Raw genomic sequence first — 16,166 nt, forward strand, 5'->3', positions numbered from 1 at the left:
ATGAACTCGGCTTTTCTGCCGGAGTCGGCAAGCCAATGCTTGCCGACTGGTCATGCGTCGCATGCCCATCCCCAACGGCGAACGCCTTGCGGACAAATTGGATTTGTCCGCTAGCGTTCCCGTTCGGGGATTACAGCAGAAAAGCCATGTATAAACAAACGGTAATTTTTTGTGAATCAACGCGCCTGCTCACTCTTTTTCCGTGCTGCCAAGCAAATAAGTAATCGGCTTATACCGTTTGCTGTAGGCATCAATATCACGGATTCCAGAAATATGCTGAAGCACCACGCGCTTTCCTTCCCGCCGCTTTGTTCTCGCAAGCTCAATCGCTTCAGCGAACCGCTCTTGGCTAAATACGATGCACTCGATCGCTGCCTCCTCCTCTGATTCCCCGAGCGCCTCGATTAATCGGTCGATGCGAATGCCAAACCCGGTCGCCGGGGCTTTCCGAGAAAATTTCTCCAACAGCTCGTCATAACGGCCTCCATTTCCAATTGGGAAGCCAACGTGTTCAGCATATACTTCAAATAAAATGCCCGTATAATAACTCATATGGCTAACAAGCGTCATATCGATTTTCACTACATCATCAACGCCATATAGTTGAAGCGCGTTCGAAAGTTCGCAAAGATCGTCGACCGCTCGCTTTCCTTCCTCGCTATGAACAAGCTCCTTGGCTTCTTCCATCGTCATGTCGTTGCCGTGTAAATGCAATAATTGAAGCAGGCGCTTTTGGTCAATGGAAGAAAGGGGCAGAGACTTCACATGCTCCCTATAGCCAACGTAATTTTTCTCGTATAAAAAGCGGCGCAATACGCTGGCACGTTCTTCATTCCCGACAATTTCTAAAAACAAAGCGTTGACGTAGCCGATATGACCGATCGTCACCGTGAAATGCTGCAACCCAGCCTGCTTAAGCGCCGCAATCATGACACTAATCACTTCCGCATCCGCTGCGACCGTGCCGTCCCCAATGCATTCGACACCAATTTGTTCAAATTCCGCCGGGCGTCCTCCCTCGCGCTGCTGGGCGCGGAACACGTTGGCGTTATACGCAAGGCGGAGCGGATTGCCTTCCTTGTAAAGACGGGAAGCAGCCAGCCTTGCGATCGGAGCGGTCATATCGGGACGAAGGACAAGGGTATGACCTTGTTGATCGAGCAGTTTAAACAACTGATGGTCGTCAATCGCCGATACGGTCCCGACTGTCTCGTAATATTCCAATGTCGGAGTTTCGATCAATTCATATCCCCATGTTTCAATTTCACGAATCATCGCCTGGCGAACACGTTTTTTTATTTCATATAAAAACGGCAATGTATCACGCATACCTAACGGTTTTTCGAACATAAACAACTTTTTGGTCATGTTCACACGTCCTTTATAATAAATACTTTAGTTTGCTAATATGGTAGAGAAGTGAAGTTATTAGTAGTTTACTCCTCATTGGCCGTGACGTCAACCATAAACTTTATATCGACTGATTCAAAATGTTGGAGGAGAATTTTTGAAGGAAATGTTATTTACAGATTTAGTCAAGCGTTTTCCCTCACTAGTACACGCTAAATCACGCTCTGCGAAGCATTTCCGCAATAACCGAAACAATTCCCTTCCCATTCTTTTAGGCTTAGCGACAGGCGGAGAATGGGGGTTATCTTTTTGCATAGGCATTCGGTTTTTGGTCCAAATTGCTATCTTACAAAAAGAGAACTCTTTTTATGGTAATTCTCTTTTTCTTTACCCATCTCCTTCGATAAAGAATAAAGCCGATTTTCTCTAACAAACATTTTACTTATACGAACAAAATTAAAACCCTACAGTATACGCGAATCCCCTATCCGGACTATCATCAGGCTGTTTGTTCGCATACGTATAGCCATTCTGCGCAAGAATGTCATCCCGCATCTCCTGGGTCTGAATCCAAGGAAAGGAACACGCCATGCGTTGGGTGGTAGTACCGGGCGATCAGATAATACAGACCTGTTTCGTTGTTATATATTGGTACCCCGCATATCGGTATGGATTTTCGTCCGCCAAGGCGCCAGATCGGGATAGAATATTCTCCCACGCATCGTATTGATAACGGGCGACGAGGGTTCCTTGTGCATCTGTCATGGCAATGACATCGCCATGGGCGTTATAGTGATAAAAATACATGGAAGTACTTTTTTGTGATGAGAAACTATATAAGTTGCAATTTTGTTTTACATGGCATTGTTCGCTCTTCTTGTCACCGTGCCAGCTTGTCAGGTGATAAAGACGGGACATGGAGATCGGAAATTCTTTATTACAACCTATATACCTAAATTTTTTCTTTGTTTCCATTCATTTTTTCACATAAAAAAAGACTATCTCATAAATCATGAGATAGCCCATATTACAGCTGTTTTGTTTAAACATAATTTCCATGTTCGTCTATTCCTATTGGATAATATGGGATTTTTTCAATAATTCTAAATAGTTCCTCATGTTCACCTGACAACCAATCAACACAAAAATCTTTTGGGTTTACATAATATTCATTTTCCTCATTATCGTTTAACTTGTCACACTCAAACCAATATTTCCTAAATACGGCAATTACTCTTCCGCTAATACTTAATTCGTATTCATATCTTTCTTTGTCAAGATTCGGATCTAAAAATTCCTTTTCTTCTTCAATTGCCTCTTTTAATTCTTTTACATATTTTTGAAAAAGTATTTCATAGTCGTTCATTATCATGGCCTCCATTCACCAGGATAATATCTTTCCTGTTTACTACGATTGTTTTCTGCAACTAAAAATTTAAGCGAAATGCAATGAAAAAGTTTAGCACTCTATGTTCCATAAAAGTAAATATAATCCATATACCAATATAAATTATCTTACCCTATAAGGCTTGACATGGATCCTCGGCGTGCATGGATTATTTTGCGAAGGCCGCAGCACAAAAGGAATTCGCAGAGGCAACCAGCCTACCATGCACGCCACTTCATGTAAAGCCGTGTCTGTGAAATTATATTTTTTGAGAAAAACTGACCTGTTTTATTGACAATTTAGTGCTTAATTTTTATCAGTTTTATTTTGCATTAAACAGTTTATGAAGAAAGATAAGAAACTTTATTTACTTTCCATATAATCTGTGTTTCGTTTTCTTTTTCTAAAAAAGTTACAACCCACCCGAAATGATGTAAACGATCAGTAAATGTCACCTTATGATTTAGTGTCCATGTTAAATCACCTAAATATCTCCAATAAAAAGATTCGTGTGGTCTGTCTACTCTTACTAATCTTTCTTTCTTTAAAACCTTATTTCCTTTTTGACGTTTTATTTCTAAATATATATCTACATAAGAGACTTCGTGTTCACATATAATGCTACATATATATCTACGATTAGGACTGCTCTTTTTCTTATAGATAAATGTATTTTTGTAATTTAATTCTTTTATCTTGTTGTATATTTCACGAAAAATTTGCTTATCCCATCCTCGCTCATCAGCAAGTTTTTCCATACCCTTTTGTAACACTTCTAATGCCATTTTCTTTTTTTCCAAGTCATCCGTAAGAGAGAAGTATTGATTATAATCCATTTCAACATAAACAGTAATAAAATCGGGTACCATTTCCATTTCAATTTCTTTCTCGCTTAATTTAGATAGATCCGGTACGCATTGAATGATAACTCCCTTTTCCCCATCTGTATGAATTTCGGGCAAAAGACGAGTATAAAGTGATGTAATACATCTTGTTTCATAATGAAAGATGGCGGACTTGCTTTGCCTATAATCGGTAAAGGGGCTTGTCTCACCAGTATCATAGTCAACTATTACAGTATGATCAAAATAGTTTATATCAATTGGAATAGAAAGTTGAATATCCCTTATAACAGTCATTTTTTCACTTCCTTTTATTAAATTTATGGGCGATAGTGAAATGGAGGTGATAATTTGTTGTTAGGCTGGATTCTATTAACGTATTCCGTATGCCTTTTTTCCCATCTCAGTGCATTATACCTACCACGTATGTTAGTTTTTACTATTCGTAAAGCATACCGATCTGTCTTGTATCGCTTATTCCACTTTCTAACTTGCCTTTCAGCGCGATATGATTTTCCCTTTTTAGAAATCCTTCCATCACTAATACCAACTTTGACTACTTTATTAGTTTTTTTATCATAAATTTCATATCCATGATGTATCGCAGGATTTCTTTTACTATTCGAATGATATTTTTTTGAAATCTTTCTATATTTCTTGTAGACCTTATAAATCTTATAAACTCTATAAGCCTCCACTCCAGCTATAATAACAATATGAGCATAATGCCCATCCAAATCCACCAACATCACCGGATTGTTGTTCGCGTACGTATAGCCGTTTTGTGTGAGGATATCGTCCTCATCACCTGGGTCTAGATCCAAGGATAGGAACACACCTTGTTCTGGGCGGTAGTACCGGGCAATCAGGTAATAAAGACCCGTTTCTTGGTCATATTGGTATCCCGCATATCGGTATGGGTTTTCGTCCGCCAATGCGCCGGATTGGGTAAGAATGTTCCCCCACGCATCGTATTGGTAACGGACAACGATATTTCATGTATGGATCCTTACCGGAAAAATCAAAGGTTATTATAAAAACCTAACGGACACAAGATAAATCCTATAAAAAGTACCAAAAAAAAACGAAACAACCTTTCCCCGCTGAAACATCGGGGAAAGGCCGTAGTTTGGTACACTCTTTTTATGGCTCTTTTCTAAAAAATTGTTGCTATTAGCCAAAAATAAATACAAAATCTCGTTCAATAACCAAAGGAGAGGGATTGCCTTGTTCAATGCAATGATAGGGATTGTAATTTTACTTGCAGGATTATGTTTAAATTTTTCGGAAGTTCACCTATCCTGAAAAAGCGTGATGAACACAACAAAACAACCCCTACAGATGATTCTATCTACCCACCTAATACTCCCATGGCGGAGGACATTAGACTTTTGTCTTTCTCTTCAAAAGCAACAATCTGTACGAATACAGTCTTTTTATTATCCACTCGACATGGTCAGGTGGAGCTATCGTTCCGCTGTTCTCTTTCTTCTTTCGTATAAACGATGCGCATCGGATTGCCGGCGACAAACGCACCGGCAGGCACATCTTTATGGACGACCGTGCCGGCGGCGACGACGGCGCGATCGCCAATCACCACGCCGGGAAGCACCGTCGAGTTGGCGCCGATCATCACTTCGTCGCCAATAATGACATCGCCGAGCCGGTATTCATCAATTAAATATTCATGCGCCAAAATCGTCGTATTATAACCGATCACGCAATTGCGGCCGATTTGAATTTTCTCTGGAAACATAATATCCGGCATGACCATAAAGGCAAGCGCCGTTTTTTCCCCGATTTTCATGCGCAAAAACGTGCGGTACAGCCAGTTTTTCACCGCTAAAAACGGTGTGTAGCGCCCGATTTGGATGATGATCACGTTTTTGAGCACTTTCCAAAACGACACCGTTTTATAAATTTGCCATAAGGAATTTGCGCCTGATACCGGATATTTCGTCGTCCGCCTCACTCGTTTTTCACTCCTACAATCGCCAGCAAATCGCTCATTTTTTCCAGCATAAAATCCGGTTCATATTGTTCCAAATACTCCCGTCCTTTAATCGCCCATGCCACTCCCGCCGTTTTCGTGCCAGCGCGTTTTCCCGCTAAAATATCGTGATAATTGTCGCCGACCATTAACGCTTCATCCGGCGTGGATTGCAGCAAGTCCAGCGCTTTATAAATTGGCTCTGGGTCCGGCTTTGCATGTTTGACGTCATCAAGTCCAATGACGCAGTCGAAAAATGGTTCTAGTCTCGTTTTCTTTAATCCCATCACTGCTGTTTGATGAATTTTTGTCGTTACCACGCCGAGACGAAACCCGTTTTGGTGCAGCGTTTCAATTGTTTCATACACCGTTTCAAATTCACGAATGAGCGCATCATGCTGCGCATGATTGAATGCGCGATACGTATCAATCATTTCTTGTACGCGCGACGGATCCAATGCGTTGAACGTTTCATAAAGCGGAGGGCCAATAAACGGCAAGACATCCTCGCGTTTATATTTGCCTGGATAATATTTTTCTAACGTATGTAAAAACGATTGAATAATTAATTCATTGGTATCGATCAATGTTCCATCGAGATCAAATAATATTGTACGAATGTTCATACTGCAGCTTCCTTCCTTTTTGTATCTTCGACACGATTCCAAATAAAGCTAATAAGCATGGTTAATAAAATAGCGGTGACCAGCCGAATGACAAGCAGCGGCCATACCGGAATTCCAAGCGGAACAAATACGAGCGTATCTTCTATAACGGCGTGGCAGGACACAAGAAAAATAAAGGCCAATGTTAAATCGCGTTTTGATACGCCGTCTTCTTTTACCGCCTGAATCATCACTCCCGCACCATACGCTAAACCGAACACGAGTCCGGCCGCCAATGTCAAAGAGGTATTTTCTTTCATGCCGAGCAATTTCGTCACCGGCGCCATCCAACGCGAAAAAATATGAATCCATTTTAACTCTTTTAATATTTGAATTCCAATCATAAGCGGAATAACAATCACCGCTAACTGCACAATCCCAAGGCACGCTTTTTTCAACCCGGCAAGCAAAATAGCTCCCCAGCTGGTCAGCTGCTCTGGAGAATTGGAAACAAAGCCGTATTGCGCCGTTTCACTTCCTCCTTGCCAAAGATAATGAATCAATAGAGCGGAAACAAGCGCGAGCCCGACGCGAACAATAACCATTAGCGCAACGCTCATACCGGTGCGCGACGCAACGGTCGACTCGATGAGCAAGTTATGGGAAAACGAAAGCATAACCGCCAAAATCAATACTTCTTTTACTGTTAAGTGCAGTGTCAGTATGGCGCCAATTGCGGCGTACAAGTTTAATAAGTTGCCGAGCACAAGCGGGATGGCCGCATCTCCCGGAAGCCCGATCCATTTCATAAATGGAGTTACCAGCTGAATGATCCATTGCAGCACGGGGGTATGCTGTAAAATGGACATGATGAGCGTAATGGGAAAAATCACTTTTCCGAGCGTCCACGTCGTTTGCAGGCCAACCGCGAATCCCCTTTGTAATATTCCGACCATTCTCTTCTCCCCTTTTCTAATCGTTATACCGCTCTTTTGCTAATCCTTTTACTCTGCGAAATACCCATAAACAGACTGAAAGTATAATGAGCGCAACGGAAACGACTTGCGCGATGCGAAGATGGCCCGCTAGCATTAAACTATCGGTGCGCATTCCTTCAATGAAGAAACGTCCGATGGAATACCAAATAAGATAGCTGAGGAATAACTCGCCGCGCCGCAAATTAACGCGCCGCAGCCACAACAGCAGCAAAAAGCCCGCTAAATTCCAAAGCGATTCGTACAAAAAGGTCGGATGGTAATATTGTCCGTTAATATACATTTGATTAATAATAAAATCCGGTAAATGCAAGCTTTCGAGAAACTCCCGCGTTACCGGACCGCCATGCGCCTCTTGGTTCATAAAATTGCCCCAGCGCCCGATCGCCTGCCCTAAGATAATGCTTGGCGCCGCAATGTCCGCCAGCTTCCAAAATGAAAGCCCTCTCGTTTTCGCAAAAACAGCCCCTGTTGCGACCGCGCCGATCAATCCGCCGTGAATTGCAAGACCGCCTTCCCAAATTTGCGGGATTTCCGATAAATGTTTTGAATAATAATCCCATTCAAAAATCACGTAATAGACGCGCGCGCACAAAATCGCGATCGGCACTGCGAATAAGACGAGGTCGACAAATGTTTCTTTCGGGAGTCCGCGCCGCGCCCCTTCTCTTGTCGCCAGCCATAATCCGATCAATACCCCCGTTCCGATAATGACACCATACCAATAAATAGTAATCGGACCGAGATGCAAAAAGACACGGTCTAGCGGTTGAATCGTCGAATCCATCAATTCTCCTCCTAACTGTTATTCATAATCATGCTCGCCATCTTCAATCGCATCGGTTAGACGCGCGGAAAACTCTTCCGCTGCGTTGACCCCCATCCGTTTTAAACGGAAATTCATCGCGGCCACTTCGACAATCACAGCTAAATTTCGTCCCGGCCGAACCGGTATCGTTAATTTCGTTAATTCTGTATCCAAAATTTTTACTTTTTCTTCTTCCAACCCGAGACGATCATATTGTTTATTCGGATCCCAAAGTTCCAAATCGATCACTAACGAAATGCGTTTATGCGTCCGCACCGCTCCAGCGCCAAATAATGTCATCATATTAATAATGCCTAACCCGCGAATTTCCAGCAAATGCTCAATCAACTCCGGCGCGCTGCCAACGAGCACCCCTTCATCTTCTTGGCGAATTTCCACACAGTCATCCGCGACAAGCCGATGGCCGCGCTTGACTAATTCCAAAGCTGTTTCGCTTTTGCCGACCCCGCTTTTTCCCGTAATTAATACTCCGACGCCGTAAACGTCGACCAACACGCCGTGGACAGCCGTTGTCGGAGCCAATTTACTTTCTAAATAGTTCGTCAAACGGCTCGAAAGCCGGGTCGTTTTCATCGTCGAACGCATCACCGGCACCGATTGCCGTTCGGAAGCTTCGATCAGTTCCGGCGGCACTTCCAATCCGCGCGATATGATAATCCCTGGAGTAATATCGGTACAAAGCCGCTCCATTCTCATCTTTTTCTCTTCTAGGCTTAACGTTTCATAAAATGAAAGCTCTGTTTTTCCTAATAATTGAATTCGCTCTGCTGGATAATACGTGAAATAACCTGCCATTTCAATACCAGGACGAGACAAATCGCTTGTCGTAATCGGACGATGAATTCCTTCCGCTCCGCTTACTAATTCCAACTGAAACTTTTCGATAATGTCTTTTGTACGCACTTTCGGCATGTCGGCATTTCTCCCCTTTCTTTGTCTTTTTCCATTTTAGCACTTTTCTTTCTCGCGTTGAATCAAAAAGAGGCGGATCCCTTCGTTCCGCCTCTCATACTTATTTTTGCCGCAACGGCTCAATAATCGCTTTTTGAATAAGTAAATGGAAAAAGGAAAGAACAATCGAAGCAAGCAGTGCGGTGCCAAACCCATTTATTTCAAACGCATTCCCCATTAATGCTGCTGTCATCATCAAGGTAATGGCATTAATGACAAATAGAAACAATCCAAGTGTTAAAATCGTTACAGGCAATGTTAATAAAATTAAAATGGGACGCACGACAACGTTTAAAATGGATAAAATCATGCTGGCGATAAAAGCGGCGCCGATGCCGCTAAATCGAATGGAATCAAAATATCCATCAATCGCCGCCAATAAAACCGTATTCACAAATACACCGATTAACCAATTGATCATCTACCATCACCGTCTTTTCATGATTATCTTCTGTTACTCACTACCGCCCTCCATCATTTGCAGCGAAATCGATCCTGCTTTCGAATCCGCGCAAATATGAAGCGGCGGTTTGGAGGAATTTTCACTTGCAAAACGAATCGTTTTTTGCGCAGTTTCTTGTTTTTCCTCCACAGGTGATACGTTCGGATGCTCGCAGATCAATCCGCCAAGGTTCGTTCTCATTTCTCCTTCTAAACATATATCGCGAGGAAGAAACAATGCAATGTTTCCCGTTACCGTTTTTCCGGTAATAACCCCATCTTCTCTTTCCGTTGCATACGTAATCCCGCCGCTGAATGTCCGTAAACGCACGTAGCGGTAATTCCCGTTCAGTTTAATTTCCCCATGAATCGTTTCTGCTTCGACTTCCTCGATCGCGCTATGTTCCAATACAATTGCTCCATTTGCCGTCTCTAATTCCGCTTCTTCTGCGAGCAAACGCTGAAGTGTGATCGAACCGTTTACGTTTTTGATATGCAACTCGTTTGCATGCAGACGCTCGATGCCGATATCCCCGTTAAAAAGACGAAATTTTGCGCCTTGATAACGTGTTTGCGGAACATAAACGGTCGCATTTGTTTTCATAAACGGTTTCGAAACGGAAAATCGGAAGTGCTCATTTTGCACAAGAAACAACGACTCTTCTATAAATGACCGCCGCGCCGCATCGAGCGATTCAGAACGATATACTTTTGTTTCACATTCGACTCGAACGTCCGCTTGATCCCATGGCACTACCTTGATATTTCCATTGGCGATATGCACATCGATGTTTTGCAAAGCCACATTACTTTGTTGAAAAATATGTCTTACTTCAAACGCATTGGCAAATGGAAGGTCAAACTCTTTCACTTTTTTTACGGTCGTGTCTAAAAAATCAAATAGTTTTTCTTTCAACGAAGCCATTTTTACGGAATGTTGCTTTGAGTGCGAATGCGATCCGGATACATGAAGAAGTTCAAGCGGGCCAACATTGCTTTTTTGTTCATCCAGCTGTTCAAGCAGCGTAAGCGCCTCTTCTATTGTAATTTTCCCTTCCTTCACCATTTTTAATATGCGTTTTTTCTTTTCCATGGGCGATCCCCCTCCCATTATCTTATTTCAACACTTGAATCCCTTTGATAATATTCCAAACTACAACGACCAAGTTGACGACCCCCGCTATAGCAAAACCGAGCCATACTAGGCCGCTGCTGACCCAAAATGACACATCGCTGCCTCCCCCTGTCAATCCTGCAAAAATAGCACTGATGATAAACAACAAAATGGTCGCGGCTGGAATCAAATGGGAAAGAAACGCTTTTTTCGCGTGTTGTTTCACTGCTTGATCATCGGCGACAAAGTAAACGACAATCGGAAAGATGAATCCAGCAAAGAAAATACTGAAATAACATAATGATGCAAGCACTTTATTGGAATTCACGAAAACTCCCCCTTTGTTTTTATATACGACCGCGATCAAGAAAAGTTTCTCAGGAGATGCGATTTAAAGAAAAACAAAACGGCAAAGGCTTATGCCCTTGCCGTTTCATATAACGCGCGCATTCGTTCGCGGTCGCGCTCCAATATCGGTTTTAAATAGCGTCCGGTGTACGAACTTTCTACTTCGGCCACTTCTTCCGGCGTTCCTTTCGCAACAATTTGCCCGCCATGATCGCCGCCTTCTGGCCCGAGATCGATAATGTAGTCCGCCGTTTTAATGACATCGAGATTATGCTCAATCACAAGAACGGTATCCCCGTTATCAACTAAGCGCTGCAACACTTTCAATAAACGGGAAATATCATCAACGTGAAGCCCGGTCGTTGGCTCATCTAAAATATAGAGCGTCCGGCCATTTGAGCGGCGATGCAATTCAGATGCTAATTTGACACGCTGCGCTTCTCCTCCCGACAATGTCGTTGCCGGCTGTCCGAGCTTCATATACCCTAAGCCGACATCATATAGCGTCTGTAATTTCCGTTTAATTTTCGGGATATTTTCAAAAAACTCAAGTGCGTCTTCCACAGTCATATCAAGCACTTCCGCAATGTTTTTTCCTTTGTACGCTACTTCCAGCGTCTCACGGTTATACCGTTTACCATGACATACTTCGCATGGAACGTACACGTCCGGCAAAAAGTGCATCTCAATTTTAATAATGCCGTCCCCGCGGCACGCTTCACATCGCCCGCCTTTGACGTTAAAGCTGAACCGGCCTTTTTTATATCCGCGCACTTTCGCTTCATTCGTCGCCGCGAACACTTCGCGAATGTCGTCAAATACGCCGGTATATGTCGCTGGATTGGAACGCGGCGTACGGCCGATCGGCGATTGGTCAATGTCAATAACTTTATCTAAATGCTCAAGCCCTTTAATCGTTTTATGCTCGCCTGGCTTTGCCTTCGCGCCATGCAGTTTTTGCGCAAGCGCCTTATACAAAATTTCATTGACGAGCGTGCTTTTTCCAGAACCAGATACGCCCGTGACTGCGACAAATGTGCCGAGCGGAATTTTGACAGACACGTTTTTTAAGTTATTTTCCTTCGCGCCAACAATTTCGACCCAGCGTCCGTCCGGCTTGCGGCGCTCGGCTGGGATTGGGATAAATTTTTTCCCCGATAAATATTGTCCAGTCAGTGAGTTTGGATTGTCCATCACTTCTTGCGGCGTTCCAGCAGCGACAACCTCGCCGCCATGAATGCCCGCACCCGGCCCAATATCAATTAAATAATCCGCGGCAAGCATCGTATCTTCATCATGTTCAACAACAATAAGCGTATTGCCGATATCGCGCATGCTTTTTAACGTTGCAATCAAGCGGTCATTATCGCGCTGATGAAGTCCGATCGACGGCTCGTCCAAAACATACAGCACGCCTGTTAAGCGCGAGCCGATTTGCGTCGCCAGACGAATGCGCTGCGCTTCTCCGCCGGAAAGCGTCCCAGCAGAACGGTTTAATGTTAAATAGTCGAGGCCGACGTTCTTTAAAAAGCCGAGCCGCTCACGTATTTCACGCAAAATGAGATGGGCGATTTTCTTTTCTTTTTCGCTTAACTGCAAGTTTTGGAAAAACTCAAGCGCCTCCGTAACCGATAATGCCGTCACTTCGCCGATATGTTTGCCGCCGACAAGCACGGCGAGGCTTTCTTTTTTCAGGCGGTTTCCTTTACAAGTCGGGCATGGCTGATGCGCCATATATTTCTCCATTTGTTCGCGAACATAATCAGAGCTTGTTTCACGGTAGCGGCGCTCGACGTTCGGAATAACGCCTTCAAAAACGATATACTGCTCGCGAACTTGTCCGAAATCGTTCTGGTAGCGAAAGTAAATTTTCTCGCCGCCGCTTCCGTATAAAATTTTATCAAGCTGCTCCTTCGGCAAATCTTTTACCGGCACATCCATGTCAATGCCGTAATGGTTGCACACCGCTTCTAACAGCTGCGGATAATATTGTGAGCTTTGCGGCTCCCATGGAGCAACCGCATGCTCGCGCAGCGTCAGTTCATCATTGGGGATGACTAAATCCGGATCCACCTCAAGCTTCGCGCCAAGCCCATCGCAGTCTGGGCAGGCGCCGTACGGACTGTTAAATGAAAACATGCGCGGCTCTAGCTCTCCAATCGAGAAGCCGCAATACGGACATGCATGCTTTTCACTAAACAACAGCTCTTCCTCGCCAATGACATCAATAAGCACTTTTCCGTCCGCAAGCTTCAAGGCCGTCTCTAATGAATCCGCCAAACGTGCAGCAATTCCTTCCTTAATAATAATGCGGTCCACAACGACCTCAATCGAATGTTTTTTATTTTTCTCAAGTTCAATATCTTCCGTGAGTTCCCGCATTTCTCCGTCCACGCGCACGCGCACATATCCTTGTTTTCGAATATCTTCCAGCGTTTTTGCGTGCGTTCCTTTCCGCCCAGAAACGACGGGAGCGAGAATTTGCATTTTTGTCCGTTCCGGATAAGCAAGAAGCCGATCGACCATTTGTTCGATCGTTTGTGACTTAATTTCAATGCCATGTTCTGGGCAAACCGGCCGGCCGATGCGGGCAAACAAAAGCCGCAAATAATCGTAAATTTCCGTGACGGTTCCGACAGTGGAACGCGGATTGCGGCTCGTTGTTTTTTGGTCAATCGAAATGGCCGGCGACAGCCCTTCAATCGCATCGACATCCGGCTTATCCATTTGCCCTAAAAACTGGCGGGCGTACGCCGACAATGATTCGACGTACCGCCGCTGTCCTTCCGCATAAATCGTATCGAACGCAAGCGACGATTTCCCCGAACCGGACAATCCTGTCAATACGACGAGTTTATCACGGGGAATTTCCACATCGATATTTTTTAAATTATGAGCTCTTGCGCCTTTTACGATGATTTTATCGGTTGCCATAGACTCCAATCATCCTTCCGCTTTTAACTCAAAAATAATATCACGCAATTGGGCAGCACGCTCGAAATCAAGCGCTTTTGCTGCTTCTTTCATTTCTTTTTCTAAATCGGCAATAAGCTTTTCTCGTTCTTTCTTTGCCATCTTGCCGTAAGATGGTTTCGTATCGTACGTTTCTTTCTCTTCCGCCGCATAAGTCGCACGGATGACATCGCGAATTTCTTTTTTGACCGTCTGCGGCACAATGCCGTGCTCACGGTTATACGCTTCTTGAATCGCGCGGCGCCGTTTCGTTTCATTGATGGCAATTTCCATCGATTTTGTAATCGTATCGGCGTACATAATGACATGGCCGTTGGCGTTTCGCGCCGCACGCCCAATCGTTTGAATAAGCGAACGTTCCGAGCGCAAAAAGCCTTCTTTATCCGCATCGAGAATGGCGACAAGCGATACTTCCGGAATATCCAATCCTTCCCGCAACAAGTTAATCCCGACGAGCACATCGTATTTGCCCATGCGCAAATCGCGAATAATTTCAATGCGCTCGAGCGTTTTAATTTCGGAATGTAAATACGCAACTTTAATGCCGACTTCTTTTAAGTAATCCGTTAAATCTTCCGCCATTTTCTTCGTTAACGTCGTAACGAGAGTGCGTTCATTCCGCTTGATCCGCTCATGAATTTCTCCGATTAAATCATCGATTTGCCCTTCAATCGGACGAACGTCAATCGTTGGATCCAACAGCCCTGTCGGACGAATAATTTGTTCCACAACTTCCGGGCTATGTTCCAGCTCGTACGGACCAGGTGTCGCGGAAACATAAATAATTTGGTTAATTTTTTGTTCAAACTCCTCAAACGTTAACGGTCGGTTATCGAGCGCAGATGGCAGACGGAAGCCGTGATCGACAAGCACTTGCTTGCGCGCCCGGTCCCCGTTATACATGCCGCGAATTTGCGGCAATGTCACGTGTGACTCATCGATGATAATCAAAAAATCATCTGGAAAATAATCAAGCAGCGTGTACGGCGTCGAGCCTGGCGGACGCAACGCTAAATGCCGGGAGTAGTTTTCAATCCCCGAGCAAAAGCCCATTTCTCTCATCATCTCTAAATCGTAACGAGTCCGTTGCTCAAGCCGCTGCGCTTCTAACAGTTTTCCTTGTTCCCGCAATTCGCGCAGCCGCTCTTCTAATTCTTTTTCAATATTTTCGATCGCTAAACGCATTTTTTCTTCACGCGTAACGAAGTGGGATGCCGGGAAAATCGCGACATGCTCGCGTTCTGCGATAATTTCCCCCGTCAATGCGTCGACTTCGCGAATGCGGTCAATTTCATCGCCAAAAAATTCAACGCGAATACAATGCTCGTCCCGAGAAGCAGGAAAAATCTCGACAACATCCCCGCGAACACGGAACGTTCCGCGCTGAAAATCAATGTCGTTCCGTTCATATTGGATATCGACAAGGCGGCGCAATAAAGCGTTGCGCTCGATTTCCATCCCGACGCGCAACGACACAACCAGTTCGCGATATTCTTCCGGTGATCCTAATCCGTAAATGCACGATACACTGGCGACAATAATCACATCGCGCCGCTCAAATAGCGCTGATGTTGCCGAGTGCCGTAACTTATCAATTTCATCGTTAATGCTTGCATCTTTTTCAATATACGTATCGGTCTGCGGCACATACGCCTCCGGCTGATAATAATCGTAATAGCTGACAAAATATTCAACCGCGTTGTTTGGAAAAAACTCTTTTAACTCGCTGTACAACTGCCCCGCTAACGTTTTATTATGGGCAATCACAAGCGTCGGTTTGTTCACCTCTTTAATGACGTTGGAAATCGTAAACGTCTTTCCCGTTCCTGTTGCCCCTAACAGCGTTTGATGCTTTACTCCTTTTCGAATTCCTTCGACCAATTTGGCAATCGCTTTTGGTTGATCTCCTTGCGGCTTATACGCCGACACTAACTCAAAACGGTCCCCCACGGATTCGACCTCCTGTTTCGTTTCATCTTATTTTTCATTGTAGCACATTGTTAAAAAAGATGCATAAAAAATACGAACTTATATTCGTTCCAAAATAGAAAGTACCTTCCAATGAAAAATGGCGGACAGCATTCGCCGTCCGCCGCTATTTAACTATTTTTTCAACTGTTTTACCATTTTTTGCGCATACAAAAACCCAACTGTCGTTGATACGATATCTGCTAGAATTTCATGCAGTTCGTCTGTATATCCTTTGAAATAGGAAGCAACCAATAGCGCAATGGTCAATAATGTTCCGATATAATGATTGTACGTAACACGGGTAAATAACAGTACAAGCAAACATGGCACAATTAACGAAACTATAAACCACATATGAAAAACTCCTTAT

General features: G+C 44.0%; 15 protein-coding genes and 2 pseudogenes. 1 reads left to right on the forward strand and 16 read right to left on the reverse strand.

All coding sequences use genetic code 11. From position 1 onward, the window contains the following. Positions 1-189: 189 nt before the first annotated feature. Positions 190-1,368 carry an ATP phosphoribosyltransferase regulatory subunit gene (locus tag DER53_RS02885; protein WP_062755682.1) on the reverse strand — a complete coding sequence of 393 codons (1,179 nt, stop codon included), beginning with the start codon at positions 1,366-1,368 and terminating at the stop codon, positions 190-192. Positions 1,369-1,507: 139 nt separating this feature from the next. Here DER53_RS02885 and DER53_RS02890 point away from each other — a divergent pair, with 139 nt between their 5' ends. Beyond that, positions 1,508-1,780, forward strand: a complete 273-nt coding sequence (locus tag DER53_RS02890; RefSeq protein WP_062755680.1) for a hypothetical protein — start codon at positions 1,508-1,510, stop codon at positions 1,778-1,780. Between the two features lie 71 nt (positions 1,781-1,851). Here the strand turns inward: DER53_RS02890 and DER53_RS02895 are convergent. The 15 genes and pseudogenes from DER53_RS02895 to DER53_RS02965 all read right to left on the reverse strand — a co-directional run. Continuing rightward, positions 1,852-2,160, reverse strand: a pseudogene (locus tag DER53_RS02895) (RHS repeat-associated core domain-containing protein); the annotation flags it as partial. 232 nt (positions 2,161-2,392) lie between these two features. Then, positions 2,393-2,716, reverse strand: a complete 324-nt coding sequence (locus DER53_RS02900; RefSeq protein WP_062755679.1) for a hypothetical protein — start codon at positions 2,714-2,716, stop codon at positions 2,393-2,395. A gap of 362 nt (positions 2,717-3,078) precedes the next feature. Beyond that, positions 3,079-3,876 (reverse strand): hypothetical protein, encoded by a 798-nt coding sequence (locus DER53_RS02905; protein ID WP_062755677.1) that lies wholly within the window; start codon positions 3,874-3,876, stop codon positions 3,079-3,081. Positions 3,877-3,899: 23 nt separating this feature from the next. After that, positions 3,900-4,571, reverse strand: a pseudogene (locus tag DER53_RS17715) (RHS repeat-associated core domain-containing protein); the annotation flags it as partial. A gap of 464 nt (positions 4,572-5,035) precedes the next feature. Then, complete coding sequence (locus tag DER53_RS02915) at positions 5,036-5,551, reverse strand: acyltransferase (protein WP_062755675.1); 516 nt, start codon at positions 5,549-5,551, stop codon at positions 5,036-5,038. Further along, the gene (ppaX, locus tag DER53_RS02920) at positions 5,548-6,195 is read right to left on the reverse strand and encodes a pyrophosphatase PpaX (RefSeq protein WP_015865045.1); all 648 of its coding nucleotides are present in this window, start codon (positions 6,193-6,195) and stop codon (positions 5,548-5,550) included. Before ppaX ends, DER53_RS02915 begins: the two co-directional genes overlap by 4 nt. Then, positions 6,192-7,130, reverse strand: coding sequence for a nucleoside recognition domain-containing protein (locus DER53_RS02925; RefSeq protein ID WP_062679082.1), 939 nt, complete (start codon positions 7,128-7,130; stop codon positions 6,192-6,194). Before DER53_RS02925 ends, ppaX begins: the two co-directional genes overlap by 4 nt. A 16-nt stretch (positions 7,131-7,146) precedes the next feature. Continuing rightward, positions 7,147-7,956, reverse strand: a complete 810-nt coding sequence (lgt, locus tag DER53_RS02930; RefSeq protein ID WP_062755673.1) for a prolipoprotein diacylglyceryl transferase — start codon at positions 7,954-7,956, stop codon at positions 7,147-7,149. A gap of 18 nt (positions 7,957-7,974) precedes the next feature. Next, positions 7,975-8,910 carry an HPr(Ser) kinase/phosphatase gene (hprK, locus tag DER53_RS02935; RefSeq protein WP_015865048.1) on the reverse strand — a complete coding sequence of 312 codons (936 nt, stop codon included), beginning with the start codon at positions 8,908-8,910 and terminating at the stop codon, positions 7,975-7,977. 100 nt (positions 8,911-9,010) lie between these two features. Then, positions 9,011-9,370 carry a phage holin family protein gene (locus tag DER53_RS02940; RefSeq protein WP_015865049.1) on the reverse strand — a complete coding sequence of 120 codons (360 nt, stop codon included), beginning with the start codon at positions 9,368-9,370 and terminating at the stop codon, positions 9,011-9,013. 33 nt (positions 9,371-9,403) lie between these two features. Then, the gene (locus tag DER53_RS02945; RefSeq protein WP_062755671.1) at positions 9,404-10,483 is read right to left on the reverse strand and encodes a DUF4097 family beta strand repeat-containing protein; all 1,080 of its coding nucleotides are present in this window, start codon (positions 10,481-10,483) and stop codon (positions 9,404-9,406) included. Positions 10,484-10,505: 22 nt separating this feature from the next. Then, the gene (locus DER53_RS02950; protein WP_062755670.1) at positions 10,506-10,832 is read right to left on the reverse strand and encodes a magnetosome magnetite crystal formation protein family; all 327 of its coding nucleotides are present in this window, start codon (positions 10,830-10,832) and stop codon (positions 10,506-10,508) included. A gap of 89 nt (positions 10,833-10,921) precedes the next feature. Continuing rightward, the gene (gene uvrA / locus DER53_RS02955; protein WP_062755668.1) at positions 10,922-13,786 is read right to left on the reverse strand and encodes an excinuclease ABC subunit UvrA; all 2,865 of its coding nucleotides are present in this window, start codon (positions 13,784-13,786) and stop codon (positions 10,922-10,924) included. A gap of 9 nt (positions 13,787-13,795) precedes the next feature. After that, on the reverse strand, positions 13,796-15,775 hold the full coding sequence (gene uvrB, locus DER53_RS02960) for an excinuclease ABC subunit UvrB (RefSeq protein WP_062755667.1): 1,980 nt from the start codon (positions 15,773-15,775) through the stop codon (positions 13,796-13,798). Between the two features lie 153 nt (positions 15,776-15,928). After that, the gene (locus DER53_RS02965) at positions 15,929-16,150 is read right to left on the reverse strand and encodes a CsbA family protein (protein WP_062679077.1); all 222 of its coding nucleotides are present in this window, start codon (positions 16,148-16,150) and stop codon (positions 15,929-15,931) included. Between the last annotated feature and the right edge of the window lie 16 nt (positions 16,151-16,166).

The organism is Parageobacillus toebii NBRC 107807, assembly GCF_003688615.2.
Classification (GTDB): Bacteria; Bacillota; Bacilli; order Bacillales; family Anoxybacillaceae; genus Parageobacillus_B; species Parageobacillus_B toebii.